Origin of the sequence: Microvenator marinus, assembly GCF_007993755.1 — a bacterium.
Classification (GTDB): Bacteria; Myxococcota_A; Bradymonadia; order Bradymonadales; family Bradymonadaceae; genus Allomicrovenator; species Allomicrovenator marinus.
This window is the reverse complement of record NZ_CP042467.1, coordinates 184022-201327: the sequence shown is the minus strand read 5'-3', so window position 1 is coordinate 201327 and position 17306 is coordinate 184022. Positions and strand designations below refer to the sequence as shown.

The following is a 17306-nucleotide window of genomic DNA, read 5'->3' as shown; positions in this document are numbered from 1 at the left end:
CTCTTCACCTGAATTCCTGAACCGTTTGGATCAACGTCTCCATATTCTCGATCTTTGCCGCGGGAGCGATACCGTGCCCGAGGTTGAACACATGGCCATTCAGCCCACGCATTTGTTCCAAAATTCGCAGTGCTTCCGCACGTACAATTTCGGGCTTCGTCTCCAAAATCACTGGGTCGAGATTCCCCTGGACACCCATATTCGCCGGGAGTTCTCGCCGGAAATCCGCCAAATTCTTCGTCCAGTCACACCCCTGCAGATGTGCACCCGTGCGGACCAAGGCTTCAACATTGGCATGTGAACCCTTTGAGAAAACGATCACGCGGACCTCGTCCTTCAGCGCGTTCACAATCTTTGCGATCCACTTGCCAGAGGCCTCCCAGAAGATCTCGGGACCAAGCACGCCACCCCAAGAATCAAAGACCTGAACAGCATCCACGCCTTGAGCGATCTGAATCCGGAAATACCGAATCAACGCGTCGCTAATCTTTTCCATTAACGTGTCGAAGAGCTCTCTATCATTGAAGAAGAGACGCTTTGCACGATGGTAGTCCTTGGATGAGCCACCCTCGACCATATAGGTCGCGAGGGTCCACGGTGACCCACCAAATCCTATCAGCGCGTGGTCATCGCCGAGCTCCGCCCTCATCAACTTCAAAGTCTGAGCCACGTAGTCGAGCTTCTCCTCAATCCCATCTGAACTCAGTTTCGCAATGTCCTCAGCCGTATCCAAACGGTATCCCATCTGAATCCCGCCTTTATCTCGGAACTCGTAAGGCTGGCCCATGGCCTCGGGAATCACCAAAATATCGCTGAACACGATGGCCGCATCCATGCGGTATCGCCGGATGGGCTGCATGGTGACTTCAAACGCCAATTCGGGCGTCTGGACCATTTGGTGAAACGTGTATTTTTCTTTCAGGGCGAGGTACTCGGGTAAGTGGCGCCCGGCCTGGCGCATCACCCAAACAGGGGGACGGTCCAAGGGCTCACAATCACAAGCCTTCAAAAACCTCTCACGACTCTTCATATCTCATCCTTTCTATCTCGAAGTTCCACCATTAGCTCATACACCGACGGCACTGCCGCAATATGATCGACCTCATCCAATTCTGACGCCGTGCTATCACCTAGAACAGCCACTCGACATCTCGCAGGTTTCCAAGTTCGTACGGACTCCCAGGCTCTAGGGCTACCGACGATCACCCAATCAGGGTCAAAGTCTTCGGCCTTTTGTCTGTAGCTATCATCGCTGATGGCCTGGCTCTCGTAGACGTCTATCTCTTGGCTCTTAGGGAGCGCCGATTTCACACTGCGCGGCGAATCTTTGAGGCCAAAAACGACCACGCCCTCGCCGTCTCCTAGATTCTGCAATTCCAAAAAGGACGCAAAATTACCATCAGCAACCCTCACGCTCTCGACGCCGCACCGCCTTAGTTCTTCTGCCGTCCTATCGCCCACGGCCCAAACTTCCTTCCATTCGCGTGTCCCAAAATCACGGTTTGCGACGGCCGCCTTCACGGCGTTACGGCTAAAGAAGACAGCCACATTACCATCTGCTGGAATCTCAAATCTCAACGCCTTCGTCCGCAACGCAGGCAGGTGCAAACACTGCACCCCGTCCGGCGAATCCGGAGGACTACTACCCGCGTAGACGATTCGAATCACACCCGCTCCAAAAGCTCGTGTGCCCCGCGCCCCTCAAAATCCGCCACAGCCTCATGCGCCAATTCGGCGGCGTTCGGCCCCGAATAATGCCCTTCAATGACTTCAGAGCCGTCCGGAAGCCCCACCCACGCATGGTAATGCCACGCGCCGCCTGCCTTATGAGCGTGTGCACCTAGAGGTACCGAGCAACCTCCCTCCAATGCCCTCAAGAAGTGGCGTTCGGCCAGTACGGCCTCCATGGTCTCAGGGCACACAATAGCCTCGATCAAAGCATCGACTTCCGGACGCCCTTCTCGAACTTCGATACCAACCGCTCCCTGAGAAACTGCCGGCACGAAACGCGCCACATCCATTTCTTCAGCCACGTGTTCTTGTGCCTCCAAGCGGTGCAGCGCGGCAGCAGCCATAATGATTCCGTCCCACCCGTTCTCATGAAGTTTTCGAAGTCGCGTATCGATATTCCCGCGCAAATCCTCAAATCGCACGCCTGGCTTCGCGTACGCAATCTGCGCCTGTCTACGCATGCTGCCCGTGCCAATGACCGCGCCTTCGGGGACTTCTTCTATGGACTTCCACTTCGTGGAGATAAAGGCATCAGCTGGGCTCGCGCGCCGTGGTGCACCCTGAAATTTCAGCCCCTCCGGAAGACTCGTCGGAAGGTCTTTTAGGCTATGAATCGCCATATCGACTTCGTCAGCCACCAGCGCTTGTTCAAGCTCTTGTGTAAAGAGCCCCTTCGCCCCAATTTTGGGCAGTGGCACATCGCGAATCTTATCGCCGATCGTATCCATCGTGACCACTTCGATCTCAAGACCCGGATGTGCCTCTTCGAGCAGGCCAGCAACCCACCGAGTCTGCCAGAGCGCCAGCGGCGACTTTCTAGAACCAAGTCGTACTTTCATCATTCATCCTTCCCTAGACCAAACGCGTCTCGCAAGACCGCAATATCCTCTGGCCGAAGCGTCTGCTTTTCGACTCCGCCACGCAGGTACGAAATCGGGTTGTGCATGAGCTTCTTCACGAGTGCTTTTGAAAACGCATCCATTGCGGCGTAATTTTCGTCGCTCGTACGGCCCTGATGTTTTTCCAACTCTTGGACCCTCAGAGACTCAAAGAAACGAGCCATCTCGCCAATCGTAGGCATGACCTGCATGGTGTGCATCCACGCTTCCCACTCGCGCAGTACTTCCTCAATGATGGCTTCGGCGCGCGGTATCTCTTTCTGTCTTTCTCGCAAGTTTTCTCGAACAACCTGCTCCAAGTCATCGATATTGAAGAGGAACACGCCGGATTCATCGGAGACTTTTGAATCCACGTTCCGAGGATTGCTAATGTCCAAAAGCGTCAAAGACTTGTACGAGCGAGCTTTCATGACGCGCTTAATCATCGCCGGGTCTAGGAGCACACTAGTTGAACCCGTCGCAAAGAGCGCGATATCCGCCGTCTTCAGCGCGCTCTCGAGGTCACTCAACGGCTTATAGGCGCCTCCAAATCTCTTAGCCAGAGCCTGCCCACGCGGTTCACCACGGTTCGCAACCGCAAATCGCGAGGCACCAGCTGCCTTGAAATGCTCTGCGGCCCCTTCTGCCGTCTCACCGGCTCCGACCAACAAAACCTCGGCCTCTTTGAAGTCACCAAAAATGCGTTTGGTCAATTCTACCGCTGCCGAACTTATGGATACCGCACCATCACAAAGGGAAGTCTCGGTCCTGACCCTTTTTCCGGCGCGAATCGCGTACTGATAGAGCCGGTCCAAAATGGGAGACTTTCCGGCGATCTCAAGCAATTGCCGATGGGTGTCCTTGACCTGAGAGAGTATTTGGTCCTCTCCGAGCGCGAGCGACTCGATAGAAGCTGCCACCCTGAACAAGTGCCTCGCAGCCTCTTGCCCGCGATAATGAATCGGGCACACGGCCTCACCACCAAGGACTGCTTTGGTCTGCGTCACAAAGTCCGAGAACCCCTGCCAGTCCAAGTCTTCTGGGGCGCCAAAGAGATAGAACTCCGTTCGATTGCAGGTCGAAAGCACTGCGACTTCGGAGCGCAATTCGTCCCGGACCTTGGGGATGAAACTCTCTGTCTCTTCCCGCGAAAACGCCAGTGCATCGCGCAGCTCCAACGAGGTGTTGCGATGACTAAACGAAAAGAGACTAATTTCAGGCGTCTTCGTCATGCTAAAAATGAATGGCCGATGCCGACCGAAACGAGGAATACAGCGAACCACGCGATCGTAAGTTGGGCCACACGAATGGAGGGCAAACCGCGATAACGAACAAGGAGCACACCGACCACATAACCGAGCCAAACAGCATCAGTGATCAAGAGCTTTGGGTCCCAAAAATTGAAGTCTTCCGGCAGGCTCAACGCCACCAGATATCCCACAACGAGCCCAAAGCCGAGAACCACCGTACCCGCCAAACTCCCCACGCGAGAGAGGCGGTCTAGCGTGTTCAACGGCGGCAAACGTTTGAAGAAGAGTCCCAATTCCCGGGCTTTGAGCTGGCGGTTCAGGAGCAGGTACATCGTGGCGTAGAGCGTACCAACGGCCAGTGCTGTTACCCCGAAGATCACGAAGATCACGTGTACGCCGTACATCGGGTTTTCGAGCAAGAGCGGGTGTTTGGGGTCGTACTCCATAAAGACCGACGCGGCGGTCTGAAACGCGAGCGCGATGCTCACAAAGAATACACCGGTCCGAACTTGTTTGAGCTGCCGCTCCAACGCCGCATAGACGGCTGAGATTGAATAGGCGAGCCAGGAAAAGAACTCGGCCTTTGAACCCAGTGGAAAGTAGGAAAAATGCGCGCCACGAGCCACGAAGTAGATCCCGTGAACCAGCAGGACGCCCCAGAGAAGTGCTCTTGCAAAGCGCGGCTCGGCCTCCTCGTTCAAAAACGTCTTGAGGTACACCGCCACGAGGCTTGCGTAAGCCAGCGGGAGCACCAAATCGACGATTTCAAGGATTCCTTGCATAAACTCTCTCCGCCATTGGACTCCTAGAGTCTCCGATGGGATTCAACAGGCATCCGCTGCCTCACGCTCGCCAGATACCCCAGATCCACGTCTGCCGTCACCACACATTCGCGGTCCGGGGCACACGCCTGCATATGGCCCCACGGATCGTACACGCACGTATGACCGTAGGAAGAACGCGTCCCGAAATGCAGCCCGTATTGGTCCGGCGCCAAGACGTAGACCTGATTTTCGATGGCACGGGCGCGCAAGAGCGGATGCCAGTGGTCGCGCCCAGTCTGCAACGTAAACGCAGAAGGCACCGTCACCACGTCCACCCCCTCGGCGCGAAGACGGCGATAGAGCTCAGGAAATCGCAAATCGTAACAGATGCTAAGCCCGACCTTGAGCTTGACGCCGTTGATATCCATGACGTGCGTCACGAGCTCATCGCCCGGAGCCACTGAGTCCGATTCCTTGTACTTGATGTGGTCATCGACCTGCGCATCGAAGAGGTGAATCTTACGGTATACGGCCTGAGTGACACCTTGCGGGTCGATCAAAACCTGAGTGTTGTACGTCTTGTTTGGGTCCGCGTCGCATTTCTCCGGAAGGCCTGCCACACTCACCCAAACCCCGTGTTTCTTCGCGATTGAGGCAAACTCGCCCACCAATGGGCCGTCCAGCGACTCAGCGATGGGCACCTTATCTTTGTCGGCGCCTAAAAACGGTGCGTTCTCGGGAAAGAGAATCCAACCGGCACCGTCCGATGCCGCATCCGCGGCCAACTTCCTGCATGTGGCGAGGTTTCTCTCCACATCGCGATCGCTCCGCAACTGTACAAGTCCAACACGTACTTTCATTCTTACCTCTTCGTGGACGCCCACTCTCGGGCGTACCAGTCTTGTCGAGTCATACCAAATCTCCTAAGACTCACAATGACATTCGCGGAGTAGCCTTATGAAATCGAGTCTGGAACTTTTAGAGAGAGCCCGAAAAGTGATGCCTGGTGGCGTCAACAGCCCCGTTCGAGCGTTTAGGTCGGTCGGAGGCACTCCGCCCTTCATTTTGCGTGCGAATGGCGCGCACATCACCGACGTTGAAGAAAAGACCTATATTGACTTCGTACTCACATGGGGACCGGCGATTCTCGGCCACGCTCACCCCGAAGTGATCGAGGCGTGCATCAAGACCATGCGGGATGGCACCTCGTTCGGAGCGCCGACAGAACGCGAAATCGAGCTCGCGGAGCTCACCATCGATCGTGTCCCGGGACTCGAAATGCTGCGCCTCGTCAACAGCGGCACAGAAGCCTGCATGTCCGCGGTCCGCGTGGCGCGTGGCGTAACCGGACGAGACAAGATCATCAAATTTGACGGATGTTATCACGGACACGCCGACTCATTCCTCATCCGTGCTGGGTCGGGTGCGCTGACATTCGGCAACCCGAATAGTCCGGGCGTCACGGCAGGATGCGCCAAAGACACGCTCATCGCTCAGTTCAATCAAATCGAGACCGTCGAGGCACTCTTTGAAGCAAACCCGAACGAGATTGCAGCCGTAATCATCGAGCCGATTTGCGGCAACACGGGCTGCATTCCGCCTCGCGATGGCTTCTTGACCCAACTCCGGGAAACCTGCACCAAACATGGCGCGGCCTTGATTTTGGACGAAGTCATGACAGGCTTCAGAGTCGCACGAGGTGGCGCGGCGGAAATCTACGGCGTCATCCCGGACCTCTACTGCTTCGGCAAGGTCCTCGGCGGTGGATTCCCGCTCGCCGCTTATGGCGGGAAAGAAGAGTATATGCGCCAGGTGGCGCCAGATGGCCCCATCTACCAGGCGGGAACCCTCTCTGGAAATCCAGTGGCCGTGAGCGCCGGCCTCAAGACGCTTGAGCTCCTGACGCCCGAGGTCTACCAGGCCCTAGAGCGCACAGGCCAACGCCTCGAAGACGGCGTGGCCGCAATCATTGAGAAGAACGACTACCCCCTCTCTCAGCACCGAGTGGGCTCGATGTTCGGACTTTTCTTCACGCCCCAAGACGTCAAAACTCACGCCGACGTCACCCGCTGCGATATCCCAAAGTTCAACACATTCTTCCATCACTGCCTCGACCTCGGCGTGTACCTCGCGCCAAGTCAATACGAGGCGGGATTCCTCTCCATCGCGCACACTGACGCGCTGATCGACGAGACCGTTTCCTCCATCGAGGAAGCGCTGAAACGAACCTTTAACGCTTAAAGAGCCCCTATGAAAAACGTTATCATTACCGGTGCCTCAGGTAGCCTCGGCAGTGCTGTGGTCGAGCGCTTCCTCGAAGCTTCGTGGCGCGTCATCGCCGTAGATCGTGAACCGAATGCAGCCAAGGCCGATTCGGTGCATCACTTGAGCGCGGACCTTTCAGACTTCGATGCCGTGGAGAACTTATTCACTGAGGTCGACAAACTCGGAGAAGTCGACGCCGTCGTCCATTGCGCAGGAGGCTTTCGGTTCTCCAACACAGACCAAATCTCCAACGATGACATCGACTTCTTGCTTAACGCGAACTTCAAATCGAGCGTGCTAGTAGCCCGTGAGAGTCTGAAAAGGCTCAAGGCTTCGGGCAGAGGGCATCTAGTCTTCATAAGCTCCGTAACATCGCTTGGGCCCGGTGCCGGGGTCGGCGTCTACGGCGCCTCAAAGGCCGCCATCAATGCGCTCGTCGATGGTATCGCCGCTGAGGTCAAGGACTCAGGCATCAATGTCCATGCGGTCCTTCCTTCGATCATCGACACCGCACCGAATCGTAAAGACATGCCCGACGCCGACCACGATACCTGGGTCAAAACGCAAGACTTGGCCGAAGTTATCTTTGCCCTGACAACCCCCGCCTTTAAAGCTGTTCGAAAATCGTTAATCCCCGTGACCGCAGGGACCTAAGCCAGCGCCGATTCGGCCGCTTTCACAACCTCTTCTACCCGAATCACACCTTTGTAGAAGACCATCTGCACGTGCTCGGGTTGGCCCTTTTCCTTGTCGACCCGAAGCCTCTCGGCCACCACGAGCACAATCGGCTCCTTGAGTTCGTCGAGTAGTTTGAGCCGGCTTTCGAGATAGCTTTGTCTCCAATGCCCAACGATCTCTACCCAGACTTTGGCGCCGTCTGCTCGCTTCAAGACATAATCGGTGGTCATTACGCTTGAATCCGAAAAGGTGAACACACGAGCCTCTTTTGTCAGGCTCCAATTCTCCACTTTTTGGTCGAATCGCGATTCGAACATCTTTTCTTCGTCGGAGACCCAAACACCTCGAATTCGCCTCTCAGACTTGAGCCCGGAGGCAGAATCGAGCTCGAAGAGCACCATTTTGTTTCGTTTCCATTCAACCTGCGCGCTCAAACTCCACAGCGCCCCGGACTTATCTTGTCCAAGCGCGATGACAGTGGGCAAGAAGACCGCCATCGCGAGGCCGTACTTTCGCGCCCCACTCACAACCGTTGCCGGTCCATCAATATCCACCACCCAAGCGCCATTTTCCTTGTGAATCTGATGCATGAGCCCATGAAATCTCAAAGCGCGAAAAAAACCTTCCACACGTTTTGGATCATCCTCTACAAATCTCACTTGAAGGTGCGACGCTTTATAAAGAACCGCCTGTGCTAGCGCCAAGTTATAAGCGTCCACAAGCTCTTCGGGGCTGATATCCTCAAAAGCCGAGACCCGCTGCCGCTCTGGTAAATCCGCGTGAAGCGTGGTCAGAACCTGCGCCGCACTCAAATCAAACTCGTCCCCTACCTCGCTCAGAATCTGCTCCCGAGCAGCCTCATCCAAAGGCCACACCCTTGCGGCTGACTCGTGGACGCGCTGCCGGACTTCAACCGGCGAGACATCGCCAGCAATTTCGAAGGAGGTGCGGTCGAAGAGGAGCTTCGCAAGTCCACGCCAAATTAGAAAGTCCGTGCCCGCGCCCACCAATGTTTCAAGCCCCTCATCAAGGTCTGAACGAGTGCCGTTGACATTGTCTCGAAAGAGCTCGACCAGCTCCTCGACCCGCTCAAAGGCCTCGCCATCCGGTTTAAACCACCCCGGATAGAGTCTGTCCTTGCGAATTCGTGCAACCAATAGATCAGCGGTAAGCATCGTGCTCCCTTCGTCGCTGGCTCACAAAAGTCTCGGCTGAATCAGGCGTCACTAACTCGTAGAGAATGGCGCGTTTGCCCTCTTCCTTCCTGAGGATACGGCCCAGCCTCTGAACATGTTCTCGCACCGACCCGGTGCCCGAAAGAATAATCGCGATGCTCGCCGCGGGAACGTCGACACCTTCGTTCAAGACTCGACTCGTGACGACGGCACGGTACCTGCCCGCCCTGAACCGCTCCAAAATCTCGGCGCGCTCTGCCAAAGGGGTGTGATGCGTGAGCGCTGGCGCGAGTAGGAGCTCGGCCAAGGCGTACACCGTGGCATTATCATTCGCAAAAATCAGCACGCTTTCGTCAGGATGCTCGCACAGAATCTCCCTGACTTTTTCGAGCTTATTTTCGTGCCCAAGCGCGCGGCGCTTCTGCCTTTGGAAAGCCTTAAAGGCCCGGCGCCCTTCCCTACTTCGGCTTGTAGCCCTTAGAAAGTTCTGCCAGCCGTGGCGCCCGCCCATGCGGATGCCTTCTTTCTCCACGAATTCCCGATACTCCGCTCGCGACGCGGCATAGAGCTCGGCGTCGGTCTCAGAAAAGGCCACCTCGACCACTCGGGTTTCGTAGTCCGCCAGCACGTCTCCGGCCAGTTCTCGAGTGTTCTTCTCATAAACCGTGGGCCCAATAATCTCGTGAATCACAGCGTGTTTGCCATCCACCCTCTCCAAAGTCGCCGTCAAGCCCAGGCGAAATGGCGCAATCGCAGCCTCAGCTGCCCATCGGTACATATCCGAAGGCAAGTGATGGACCTCATCAAAGATAACGAGCCCCCACTTCGACCCAATCCGTTCCATATGAATGGCGGCCGAGTCATAGGTCGTCACAGTCAAGGCTTGCGGGTCGTGTGTGCCCCCGCCGATCGCGCCAACTGGCTCACCGAAATGCGATTTCAAGAGGCGCTGCCATTGCTCTACAAGATCCAGCGTCGGGGCTACCACCAACGCCGACCTCGCCACGTCCTGAATCGCCATCACGGCCAAATGACTCTTGCCAGCACCGGTCGGCATTACCACCACGCCTCGCTTGCCGGCCGATAGCCACGCCTGCATGGCCTCGGCCTGATGAACTCTAGGCGATCTCTCAACTAAGTCTTCTCGATCAAACTCCGCATACCCCCGGGCACTATCCACAACGCTCAAGCCCTTTCCTAAAAGCTCGCCTAGCAAGGAACGGTAGACAAATGCGGGGCACCTATGAACACCCACTCGAGGGTCGAAGCTCAAGCGAAACGCCTTGGTATCAAGACGCGCAAAGTCGGAGTCTTTGAGGCCCTTGATGATCAAGGTTCCCGAATCAAAACACAACTCTACCCACGGTTCCTCAACCGCCGGACCAAATTGTTCATGGTATGAAGCCTTCTTTGCCATCGCCACATCTCTGGGTTAGAGTGAGAGACACTAGCGGCTCAACGATAAGGTGTCACGACGCCTTTCGAGGGAGCAAAACACAAGGCGAAACGGGTGACGAGCCAACAACCACCAGACGCCCTTCAGATCGGCCAGATCTTCGAGGGCAAGTATAAGATCCTGCGCGAACTAGGTCGCGGTGGCTTCGGTATGGTGTATCTGGCTTACCAAGAGCCCATGGACCGCTACGTGGCTCTCAAGGTATTGAGACCGGGTATCGGCTTGACCGCGCCGAGCGCCAAGGAGCGCTTCCTTCGCGAAGTCAAAATCATCTCCAAACTCAAACACCCGAACACCGTGACCATTCACGAATTCGGCGAGACCGCTGACGGCGGCCTCTACATGACCCTTGAGTATGTCGAAGGTGAAACCCTCAAGGACGCGTTCAAACGCGATGGCGCTTTTAATGGCCAAAAAGCCGCCGAACTCGCCCGTCAGATCGCAAAATCTCTGGCCGAAGCGCATCGCCACGGCATCGTCCACCGCGACCTAAAGCCGCAAAATATCATGCTCACCTCCATTGAAGGTGACAAAGATTTCGTCAAGGTCCTCGACTTCGGTGTGGCTCGCCTTCTGGACCCAAAAACCACCGACCTCACAAGCGTTGGACTACCTGAAGGTGAGCGCGAACTGATCGGAACCCCGCGCTACATGAGCCCGGAACAAGTTCGTGGTGAAGGACTAAGCGGCGCGAGCGATATCTATTCGTTAGGCCTCATCCTCTACGAAATGCTGACCGGTGAGCAGGCCGTCCAGGGCGACTCCACGATGGCGTTGATCACTCAACAAATCAGCCCAGAACCGCTGCGCCTGCCCGGCCTACAGCACGTCGATCCGCTCCTTCAGGACATCACGCGAATCGCCGTCGCAAAGTCGCTCAGCGACCGCTGGCAATCGGCCGAACAGATGGCCGAAGCCTTGGAACAGTACCTCTTCTCCACTCGGTCTGGACGAAACACGCTCACGGGCGCATCCGGTGAGTTCATGCAGAGCTTTCAGAGCCAGATGATGCAGGCCGCGCCGCAAAGCACCGGATGGCAACAAGCACCGGCCAATTGGAGTGCGCAAACGCCGAGTGGAAACTGGCTTGAAAGTGGGTACTACGACCCGAACCAGATGCCGCAAAATATGGGTTCGGGCCAATACCCACAGCCCGTTCGGCAAACGATGCCGCCGTCGGGGTATTATCCGGGCCAGCCGCCCTACCCCCAAGGTCAGCAGCCTCAGTACCCGCAAGGGCCTCAACATCCTTATCCGAACATGCCCCCGCAAAACCCACATGCGTCGGGCCAATACCCGCAAATGCCAAACCAGCAAATGCCGAATCCGCACCAATCGCAGCTGATTCAGCACAACCATCAGTTTGCGCAAAACCTGCCTCAACCGGGCTCGGGTCAATACGAACTCGGACGCGAATCCTCCTCCAACGATATGGAGCTCAAGGTCGAGCGGAATGCGGACTTCGAAGACTTTCAGGCGACCGTTGAGCATAGCAAACTCGATCGCTCTCAACTCCGAAAGTCCATTGCCGGCTCCTCATTTTCGGATCTGCCTCCGCCACCCGTGGACGAGAGACCGTTTCAAGAGGCGCCTCCGGAGCCCGAGAAGCCCGTCGATCCTCCAAAACCAAAGCCGGTCGCGTCTAAAGCCGGCGAGCAATCCATGGTTGGGTTCACGTTTGACCTGGTGAAGATCTCGGTACTCACGCTTGCCATGCTCGTTGTCGCCTACATCTCGTTCATTGTGGCTGGCGCGGCGCTCGCTCCTCACACTCAGGACGGCTTGCGACTGGTGGCTGCGGCGATTATGGCGGCCGCCCCGCCGTTTCTAGCCCTGATGACTGACCCTGGCAGCGGCGAGAGATTCAAGATCATCACGCCAATCACCGTCCGTGCCATGCGCGTCCTCGGAACATCGGCCGTCTTCAGCGTAGGCCTCTTACTTGTACTCTCCGCCATCTTTGCCACCGGCATCGTTGGAGAGCTTCGGAAAGACCCCAACTGGTTCCTCTCGTCAAACGACACCAAACTCGCTGGAATCAACCGCGAGATTTCGTACGGCGCTGCCGATTTGGTTGCTGGCTCTATGTCTGCAATCGGCCTCTATGACCACCGGCGCGGCAACGTCCAACAGACCCCTACTCCTACGCGCCTGCCCCAGCCTACGCGCCCAAAAAATGGTGAGTCCACGGCCAACGATGAACCAGCGGACACCGCTGACACATCTGGAAAGCCTGCCAAAGAGGCCGGGCCCAAACCCGAAAAGGACCCGGGCTACGTTACCTGGTAGCGCTTTACGGTCCGCTTGACTCTAAGGGTGGGGGAAGGTAGGAAAGCGTGCAACTGGTCAACTCAAGGAGCCCTCGAAAATGAGAATGAAATCCCTACTTATCGCTCTTGGCCTTGCTGCAGGCCTCATCGCTTGTGACGACACCGCCAAGACCGAAAAGCCAACCGCTGAAGAACCCACGAAAACCGAAGAAGAAGCTAAGCCTGAGGCGAAGACCGAGGAAGCTCCTAAAGAAGTCGTGCTGCCGATGTCGGCAACTAAGCCCATCGCTAAAGTTGGTGATCATGAGATCAAGGCTGACCTCTTCAATACAGAGGTCGAGCGGCTCGCTAAGATTGCCCCACAGCTTCCGGCCAATGCGCTCGAGAAGTTCAAGGAGCAAACGGTTGACCGACTCATCGACCAACACCTCGTTGAGAAGGCTATCGACGCCGAGAAGATCGAAGCTTCCAAAGAGGAAGTGGATGCCGAACTCGCCGATTTCTACAAGTCGGTTGGTGGCGAAGCTGAAGCACAACAATTCTTCCAGAAGACAGGCGTTACGCTCGACGAACTTCGAGACGACCTCTCTCGCGCAGTTAAGCTGAAGAAGCTTCTTCGCAAGAAGTACAACATCGCCGTGACCGATGCGTCGGCCAAAGAGTTCTACGAGAAGAACAAAGCTCAGTTCACCAAGCCAGAGCGCGTCAAAGCAAGCCACATCCTTTTCAAGGTTGAAAATGGCGCCGCTGACGATGTGGTCAAAGGTCAGGAAGACAAGGCAAAGAACGTTCTTAAGCTTGCAAAGGCTGACGGAGCAGACTTCGCTGCGCTTGCAAAAGAGCACTCGGAAGGACCTACCGCCCCGAACGGCGGAGACCTCGGCTTCTTCCACCGAAAGCAAATGGTCCCGGGCTTTTCCGAAGCTGCATTCTCGGCCAAAGTCAACGATGTCGTGGGTCCCGTCCGTACCGAGTTCGGTTTCCATGTCATTAAGGTCGTGGACCGCGAAGCTGAAGTGGTCACGACGTTTGACGAAGTTAAGTCGGACATCGTGCGCAACCTCGAAAACCAAGACCTTCGCGTCTCTATGGAGAAGCTCACCAAGGAACTTCGTGACGGAGTTCAAGTTGAGAAGTTCGCCGACGCAATTGTGGACAACCCAAAGTATCAAGCATCCCCTCCTCCGATGATGCAGATGCCTATGGGTAACCCAGCTGGCGGCCAACCAATGCCAATGCCAAAAGGCCACCCGCCAATGCCTGCGCCGAAATAAGTGAATCTACTCTTTTGGATTAGCCTCGGGGCCTTTGGCGCAAGCGCCGCATTCTTTGCGAAGCGGCAGCAAACCATGGGCACACCTCGCACCCGCAAGGGGCCCGTGCCCGGCTATTCCATCAGCGCTGGCAAAGACGTATCCCTCAATCGAGACGTCGTTGTCCCGAGCCTCAATCTCCAACCCGTACATCTTGAAGAGTTCCACTCCCCAGGCCGTACTCGCCTAATCTTGACGCTCGAGCTCGAAGAGGCCGCGACCCCAGATCCACGGCTAGCGGAGCACTGCGAGGCAATTGCGCGGGACATCCAGGCGCGCGCGCACGCACAAGTTGTGGTGGTCGATTGCCTCAAAGCTGGACGCACTCACACAGTGGTCCTCTGGGCGCCTGACGGTAGAGGGTGGACGGGCAAGGATTCCGTGTCTACCATGGCGTGGAGTTCTTAAGCCTTCAGCAGTTTATGAGGCGACATGTCACGGAAAGTAGACATCAAGGACCTGCTCGCGCCCGGTACTGTGTTTGAAGGCAAGTACCGAGTCGTTCAGGCACTAGGCGCGGGGAATTTCGCGAGCGTGTTTCGTGCCGTACAGATCGGCACCGAGCGCGAGGTCGCACTCAAGGTTTTGCGCCCCGAGGTTGTGGATAGCAATCCAGACGTGGCCAACCGCTTCGTGGCCGAAGTCAATATCGTTAGTCGACTCCACCATCCGAACACGGTCACACTCCACGATTTTGGGCGGACGAACTCTGGACTCTACTTCATGGTCTTGGAGTACCTGGATGGCGTTTCCCTGGAGGACGTGTTGACTCAGGAAGGCGCCTTGAGTCCGCAACGTGTCATTAGAATCACACAACAATTGCTCAAGAGCTTGGACGAGGCGCACCGCCAAGGGATCGTCCACCGTGACTTGAAGCCCTCGAATATCATGTTGGTGAATCGGAACGAGCAGGCCGATGTGGTCAAAGTCTTGGACTTCGGGGTCGCCAAATTGATGGGCGACTCTGACGATGAGATCGAGAGTCTTGCGCAGGGCGGAAGGCGTTCAACTCAGTTTGTGGGAACCCCCATCTACATGAGCCCTGAGCAGGTCTTGGGGCAAAAGGTCGAGCCTTCGAGCGATATCTACAGCCTCGGCCTCATTCTCTATCAGATGTTGACGGGAGATTCGCCCCTCGACTCCAATCTGAATGTAAGCCAGGTCGCTCAGATTCATATTGATGAAAAACCGATTCCTTTCAAAAAGATTTCGGATCTGCCGCGGCCGTTCGCAAAGCTAATTCGCAAGGCGACCTCCAGGTATCCAAGCGACCGATTCCAGACCGTCAGAGATTTCGCAAAATTCCTGCCAAGGCAGGCCGATATGGAGATGACGGGCGAATTTCAGCGGCTTGTCGGGTTGGGCGAAGAGGAAGATTCGGTTCCGTTGGTCTTCAAGGGACAAACCTACGTGGCACCACCCGAAGAGGATGAGGAAGTGTCCGACCCGGTTTCCCGGTCTCGCGAGCTCCCGAAGATTGACGTGCGACCGCAGCGAGAAGCTCGGAAGTTCAGTTCAAAAGAAGAGCTGAAATTGGATGTGACCCGTGTCCGACGTGAAGAGATCGATAGAAAACGTGGGCCGACAACCCGCGAGTCAAAGAAGGTTGAACACACACCTGTCACCGGCGGCCAGATTGCCTGGATTCTCGCTGGTACATTTGGTGTTTTCGTCTGCGTCCATCTCGCCGGTACATTGATTCCAGGTGGCACGGTCGTCAAAGGTGCACTTGGCCTTCTACCTACCGCCCTGGCCGTTGTTTGGGCGCATTTTTCGGAAGTGCGGGCGATCTACGGAAACGCCATGGAAAAGTGGGTTGTGCCGGTGATGCGCTACCAACTCGCGGTGCTAGCCCTGATGCTCGTCGTGATGATTCTTGTGATGCCCGGGTACGCGTTGGCGGCACTTGAAGAGAACGCGTATTGGTTGAGTGAAGCGATAGGGGGAGAGTCTTTAAATATCATCTTAGACTTGTGGGTTAAGCCCTTGCGTTGGATACTCGCCCTCACAAACTCATTGCTTCCATGGTGATGGCTTATGCCAAGTCCCTCTGAAATCGTGCGAGAGCACCTGCGCCCTGGTGATATGGTTTCCAACCGTTACCAGATCGAGGAGTTCATCGGTGCTGGTGCCTACGGTGCCATTTTCAGCGCGATCGACATGACGACCATGGAACGCGTAGCACTCAAGGCGCTGCCGCCCGCAAACGAAGGCATCAAGTCCACCGCTGTGGGCCGATTTCATCGCGAGATGAAAGTCATCTCAAAGCTCCGACATCCGAACATCATCAACATTTATGATTTTGGCGAGACCGACCAACGGTTTGCCTTTATGATTGTCGAGTATATTGACGGCGAGACGCTTTTCGATTTTGTGAATCGCCAAAGATTGCCGGCTCATATTGCAATTGAACTCTGCATTCAAATCGCGTCAGGCCTTGCGCAAGCTCATGATAATGGCGTGGTTCATCGCGACCTCAAACCTCAAAACGTGATGATCATCACCGAGCCAAACGGCATGTACCATGCCAAAGTTTTGGACTTCGGAATGGCGAAGCTCACGGGGTCTGATGAGTCCGTTCAGCTGACCCGCGAAGGAATGGCAGTTGGAACACCGCGCTATATTGCGCCTGAACAAGCACGCGGAAGAGAAGTCGGGCCCTGGAGTGATATCTACGCGCTCGGCCTGCTCTTCTACGAGATGTTCACCTCACAACGTGCGGTAAAAGCGGACACCATTGAGAGCGCAATTTTAGCTCACGTGTCCCCTGAACCCTTGCAACTCGATGAGATCCACGAAGTTCCCGAATACGTTCGCGGCGTGCTCTACAAGATGATCGAGAAGAAGGTGAACAAGCGCTACCAAAGCGCACATGAGATCGTCAGGGATTTGAGGAATATTGAAGCGCACCGAAACCAGGCTGACCTCGCTGGCACAATTCCATTAGGCGATGTTCGTGCTCCAGCGAAAGATGTCGGTCGGGATCCCAACAGAGTTCCCAGTTTGAGGTCAGCTTCACATCTGGAGCTCCAAGAGCTCAAGCCGATTTCACGCAAACGCTATTCTTCGCAGTACGACAACGAAATGCGACGGCGAGAAGAGTTCTACGTCAGAACGCCTCATAACGTGTTCGAGTGGTCCGAAGCCGTCGCCGCGTTTTTTCTCTTTCCCGTCGGATTCATCTGCCTGACTGCCCAGCTCGATGGGCTAGACTATTTTCTACGGGCTTTCGTAGGCTTCATCCCCTTCTTCATTGCCCTCGGCGTTGGACTCTCCTCTCGCTCGCCTAGCTGGAACCTGAGCCTCTTCAGACAGCTCTTCGGCTGGTCACTCCTGATTTTTATCGTAGCTCATCTACTGGGCCCTGAGAGGCTCGCCATCGGACTTCTGCGAAACCCTTCGTGGTTCCTAAACCCGGTGGCTGATGTCCCAGTCTTGAATCTCTTGCATGACCTGATGGCCGGATTCTCAAGAGCGTATGGCCATCTACTCTCAGGATGGTTTGGCGGGAAAGTCATCGTCTAGT

General features: G+C 56.0%; 15 protein-coding genes. 7 read left to right on the top strand and 8 right to left on the bottom strand.

Annotated features, from left to right (window positions below):
* Positions 1-4: 4 nt before the first annotated feature.
* Genes hemE through FRD01_RS00810 form a run of 6 tightly spaced genes read right to left on the bottom strand, consistent with a single transcriptional unit; the run spans position 5 to position 5483 of the window.
* Positions 5-1030 carry a uroporphyrinogen decarboxylase gene (gene hemE, locus FRD01_RS00835; RefSeq protein ID WP_146956746.1) on the bottom strand — a complete coding sequence of 342 codons (1026 nt, stop codon included), beginning with the start codon at positions 1028-1030 and terminating at the stop codon, positions 5-7.
* Positions 1027-1668 (bottom strand): uroporphyrinogen-III synthase, encoded by a 642-nt coding sequence (locus FRD01_RS00830; RefSeq protein ID WP_146956744.1) that lies wholly within the window; start codon positions 1666-1668, stop codon positions 1027-1029. The genes hemE and FRD01_RS00830 overlap by 4 nt, the downstream gene beginning before the upstream one ends.
* Positions 1665-2573: a hydroxymethylbilane synthase gene (gene hemC / locus FRD01_RS00825; RefSeq protein WP_146956742.1), complete on the bottom strand. Its 909-nt coding sequence runs from the start codon at positions 2571-2573 to the stop codon at positions 1665-1667. Before hemC ends, FRD01_RS00830 begins: the two co-directional genes overlap by 4 nt.
* Entirely contained in the window at positions 2570-3841 is a 1272-nt protein-coding gene (gene hemA, locus FRD01_RS00820) for a glutamyl-tRNA reductase (protein ID WP_146956740.1), read from the bottom strand. Before hemA ends, hemC begins: the two co-directional genes overlap by 4 nt.
* The gene (gene ccsA, locus FRD01_RS00815) at positions 3838-4641 is read right to left on the bottom strand and encodes a cytochrome c biogenesis protein CcsA (RefSeq protein ID WP_146956739.1); all 804 of its coding nucleotides are present in this window, start codon (positions 4639-4641) and stop codon (positions 3838-3840) included. Before ccsA ends, hemA begins: the two co-directional genes overlap by 4 nt.
* A gap of 23 nt (positions 4642-4664) precedes the next feature.
* Positions 4665-5483: a carbon-nitrogen hydrolase family protein gene (locus tag FRD01_RS00810; protein WP_146956737.1), complete on the bottom strand. Its 819-nt coding sequence runs from the start codon at positions 5481-5483 to the stop codon at positions 4665-4667.
* A gap of 97 nt (positions 5484-5580) precedes the next feature.
* On the opposite strand from FRD01_RS00810, the gene hemL reads away from it, so the two are divergent.
* Both hemL and FRD01_RS00800 read left to right on the top strand, forming a co-directional pair.
* Positions 5581-6864, top strand: coding sequence for a glutamate-1-semialdehyde 2,1-aminomutase (hemL, locus tag FRD01_RS00805; protein ID WP_146956735.1), 1284 nt, complete (start codon positions 5581-5583; stop codon positions 6862-6864).
* Positions 6865-6873: 9 nt separating this feature from the next.
* Positions 6874-7542 (top strand): SDR family NAD(P)-dependent oxidoreductase, encoded by a 669-nt coding sequence (locus FRD01_RS00800; protein ID WP_146956733.1) that lies wholly within the window; start codon positions 6874-6876, stop codon positions 7540-7542.
* On the opposite strand, the gene FRD01_RS00795 is transcribed toward FRD01_RS00800, so the two are convergent.
* Positions 7539-8741, bottom strand: a complete 1203-nt coding sequence (locus FRD01_RS00795; RefSeq protein WP_146956731.1) for a DUF790 family protein — start codon at positions 8739-8741, stop codon at positions 7539-7541. The two genes, FRD01_RS00800 and FRD01_RS00795, sit on opposite strands and share 4 nt — an antisense overlap.
* On the bottom strand, positions 8728-10158 hold the full coding sequence (locus FRD01_RS00790) for a DEAD/DEAH box helicase family protein (protein ID WP_146956729.1): 1431 nt from the start codon (positions 10156-10158) through the stop codon (positions 8728-8730). The genes FRD01_RS00795 and FRD01_RS00790 overlap by 14 nt, the downstream gene beginning before the upstream one ends.
* A 93-nt stretch (positions 10159-10251) precedes the next feature.
* On the opposite strand from FRD01_RS00790, the gene FRD01_RS00785 reads away from it, so the two are divergent.
* The 5 genes from FRD01_RS00785 (at position 10252) to FRD01_RS00765 (ending at position 17305) form a co-directional block, all read left to right on the top strand.
* Entirely contained in the window at positions 10252-12486 is a 2235-nt protein-coding gene (locus FRD01_RS00785) for a serine/threonine protein kinase (protein WP_146956727.1), read from the top strand.
* A 79-nt stretch (positions 12487-12565) separates the two neighbouring features.
* Positions 12566-13741 carry a peptidylprolyl isomerase gene (locus FRD01_RS00780; RefSeq protein ID WP_146956725.1) on the top strand — a complete coding sequence of 392 codons (1176 nt, stop codon included), beginning with the start codon at positions 12566-12568 and terminating at the stop codon, positions 13739-13741.
* Positions 13742-14188 (top strand): hypothetical protein, encoded by a 447-nt coding sequence (locus FRD01_RS00775; RefSeq protein ID WP_146956723.1) that lies wholly within the window; start codon positions 13742-13744, stop codon positions 14186-14188.
* 24 nt (positions 14189-14212) lie between these two features.
* Positions 14213-15811, top strand: coding sequence for a serine/threonine protein kinase (locus FRD01_RS00770; protein WP_146956721.1), 1599 nt, complete (start codon positions 14213-14215; stop codon positions 15809-15811).
* A 6-nt stretch (positions 15812-15817) separates the two neighbouring features.
* Positions 15818-17305: a serine/threonine protein kinase gene (locus FRD01_RS00765; RefSeq protein ID WP_146956719.1), complete on the top strand. Its 1488-nt coding sequence runs from the start codon at positions 15818-15820 to the stop codon at positions 17303-17305.
* Position 17306: the final 1 nt, after the last annotated feature.

Excerpts from the sequence above, each read along its gene's own strand:
- hemE (WP_146956746.1), bottom strand. The coding sequence starts at position 1,030 with ATGAAGAGTCGTGAGAGGTTTTTGAAGGCTTGTGATTGTGAGCCCTTG.
- hemC (WP_146956742.1), bottom strand. The coding sequence starts at position 2,573 with ATGATGAAAGTACGACTTGGTTCTAGAAAGTCGCCGCTGGCGCTCTGG.
- hemA (WP_146956740.1), bottom strand. The coding sequence starts at position 3,841 with ATGACGAAGACGCCTGAAATTAGTCTCTTTTCGTTTAGTCATCGCAAC.
- ccsA (WP_146956739.1), bottom strand. The coding sequence starts at position 4,641 with ATGCAAGGAATCCTTGAAATCGTCGATTTGGTGCTCCCGCTGGCTTAC.
- FRD01_RS00810 (WP_146956737.1), bottom strand. The coding sequence starts at position 5,483 with ATGAAAGTACGTGTTGGACTTGTACAGTTGCGGAGCGATCGCGATGTG.
- hemL (WP_146956735.1), top strand. The coding sequence starts at position 5,581 with ATGAAATCGAGTCTGGAACTTTTAGAGAGAGCCCGAAAAGTGATGCCT.
- FRD01_RS00800 (WP_146956733.1), top strand. The coding sequence starts at position 6,874 with ATGAAAAACGTTATCATTACCGGTGCCTCAGGTAGCCTCGGCAGTGCT.
- FRD01_RS00795 (WP_146956731.1), bottom strand. The coding sequence starts at position 8,741 with ATGCTTACCGCTGATCTATTGGTTGCACGAATTCGCAAGGACAGACTC.
- FRD01_RS00790 (WP_146956729.1), bottom strand. The coding sequence starts at position 10,158 with ATGGCAAAGAAGGCTTCATACCATGAACAATTTGGTCCGGCGGTTGAG.
- FRD01_RS00780 (WP_146956725.1), top strand. The coding sequence starts at position 12,566 with ATGAGAATGAAATCCCTACTTATCGCTCTTGGCCTTGCTGCAGGCCTC.
- FRD01_RS00770 (WP_146956721.1), top strand. The coding sequence starts at position 14,213 with ATGTCACGGAAAGTAGACATCAAGGACCTGCTCGCGCCCGGTACTGTG.
- FRD01_RS00765 (WP_146956719.1), top strand. The coding sequence starts at position 15,818 with ATGCCAAGTCCCTCTGAAATCGTGCGAGAGCACCTGCGCCCTGGTGAT.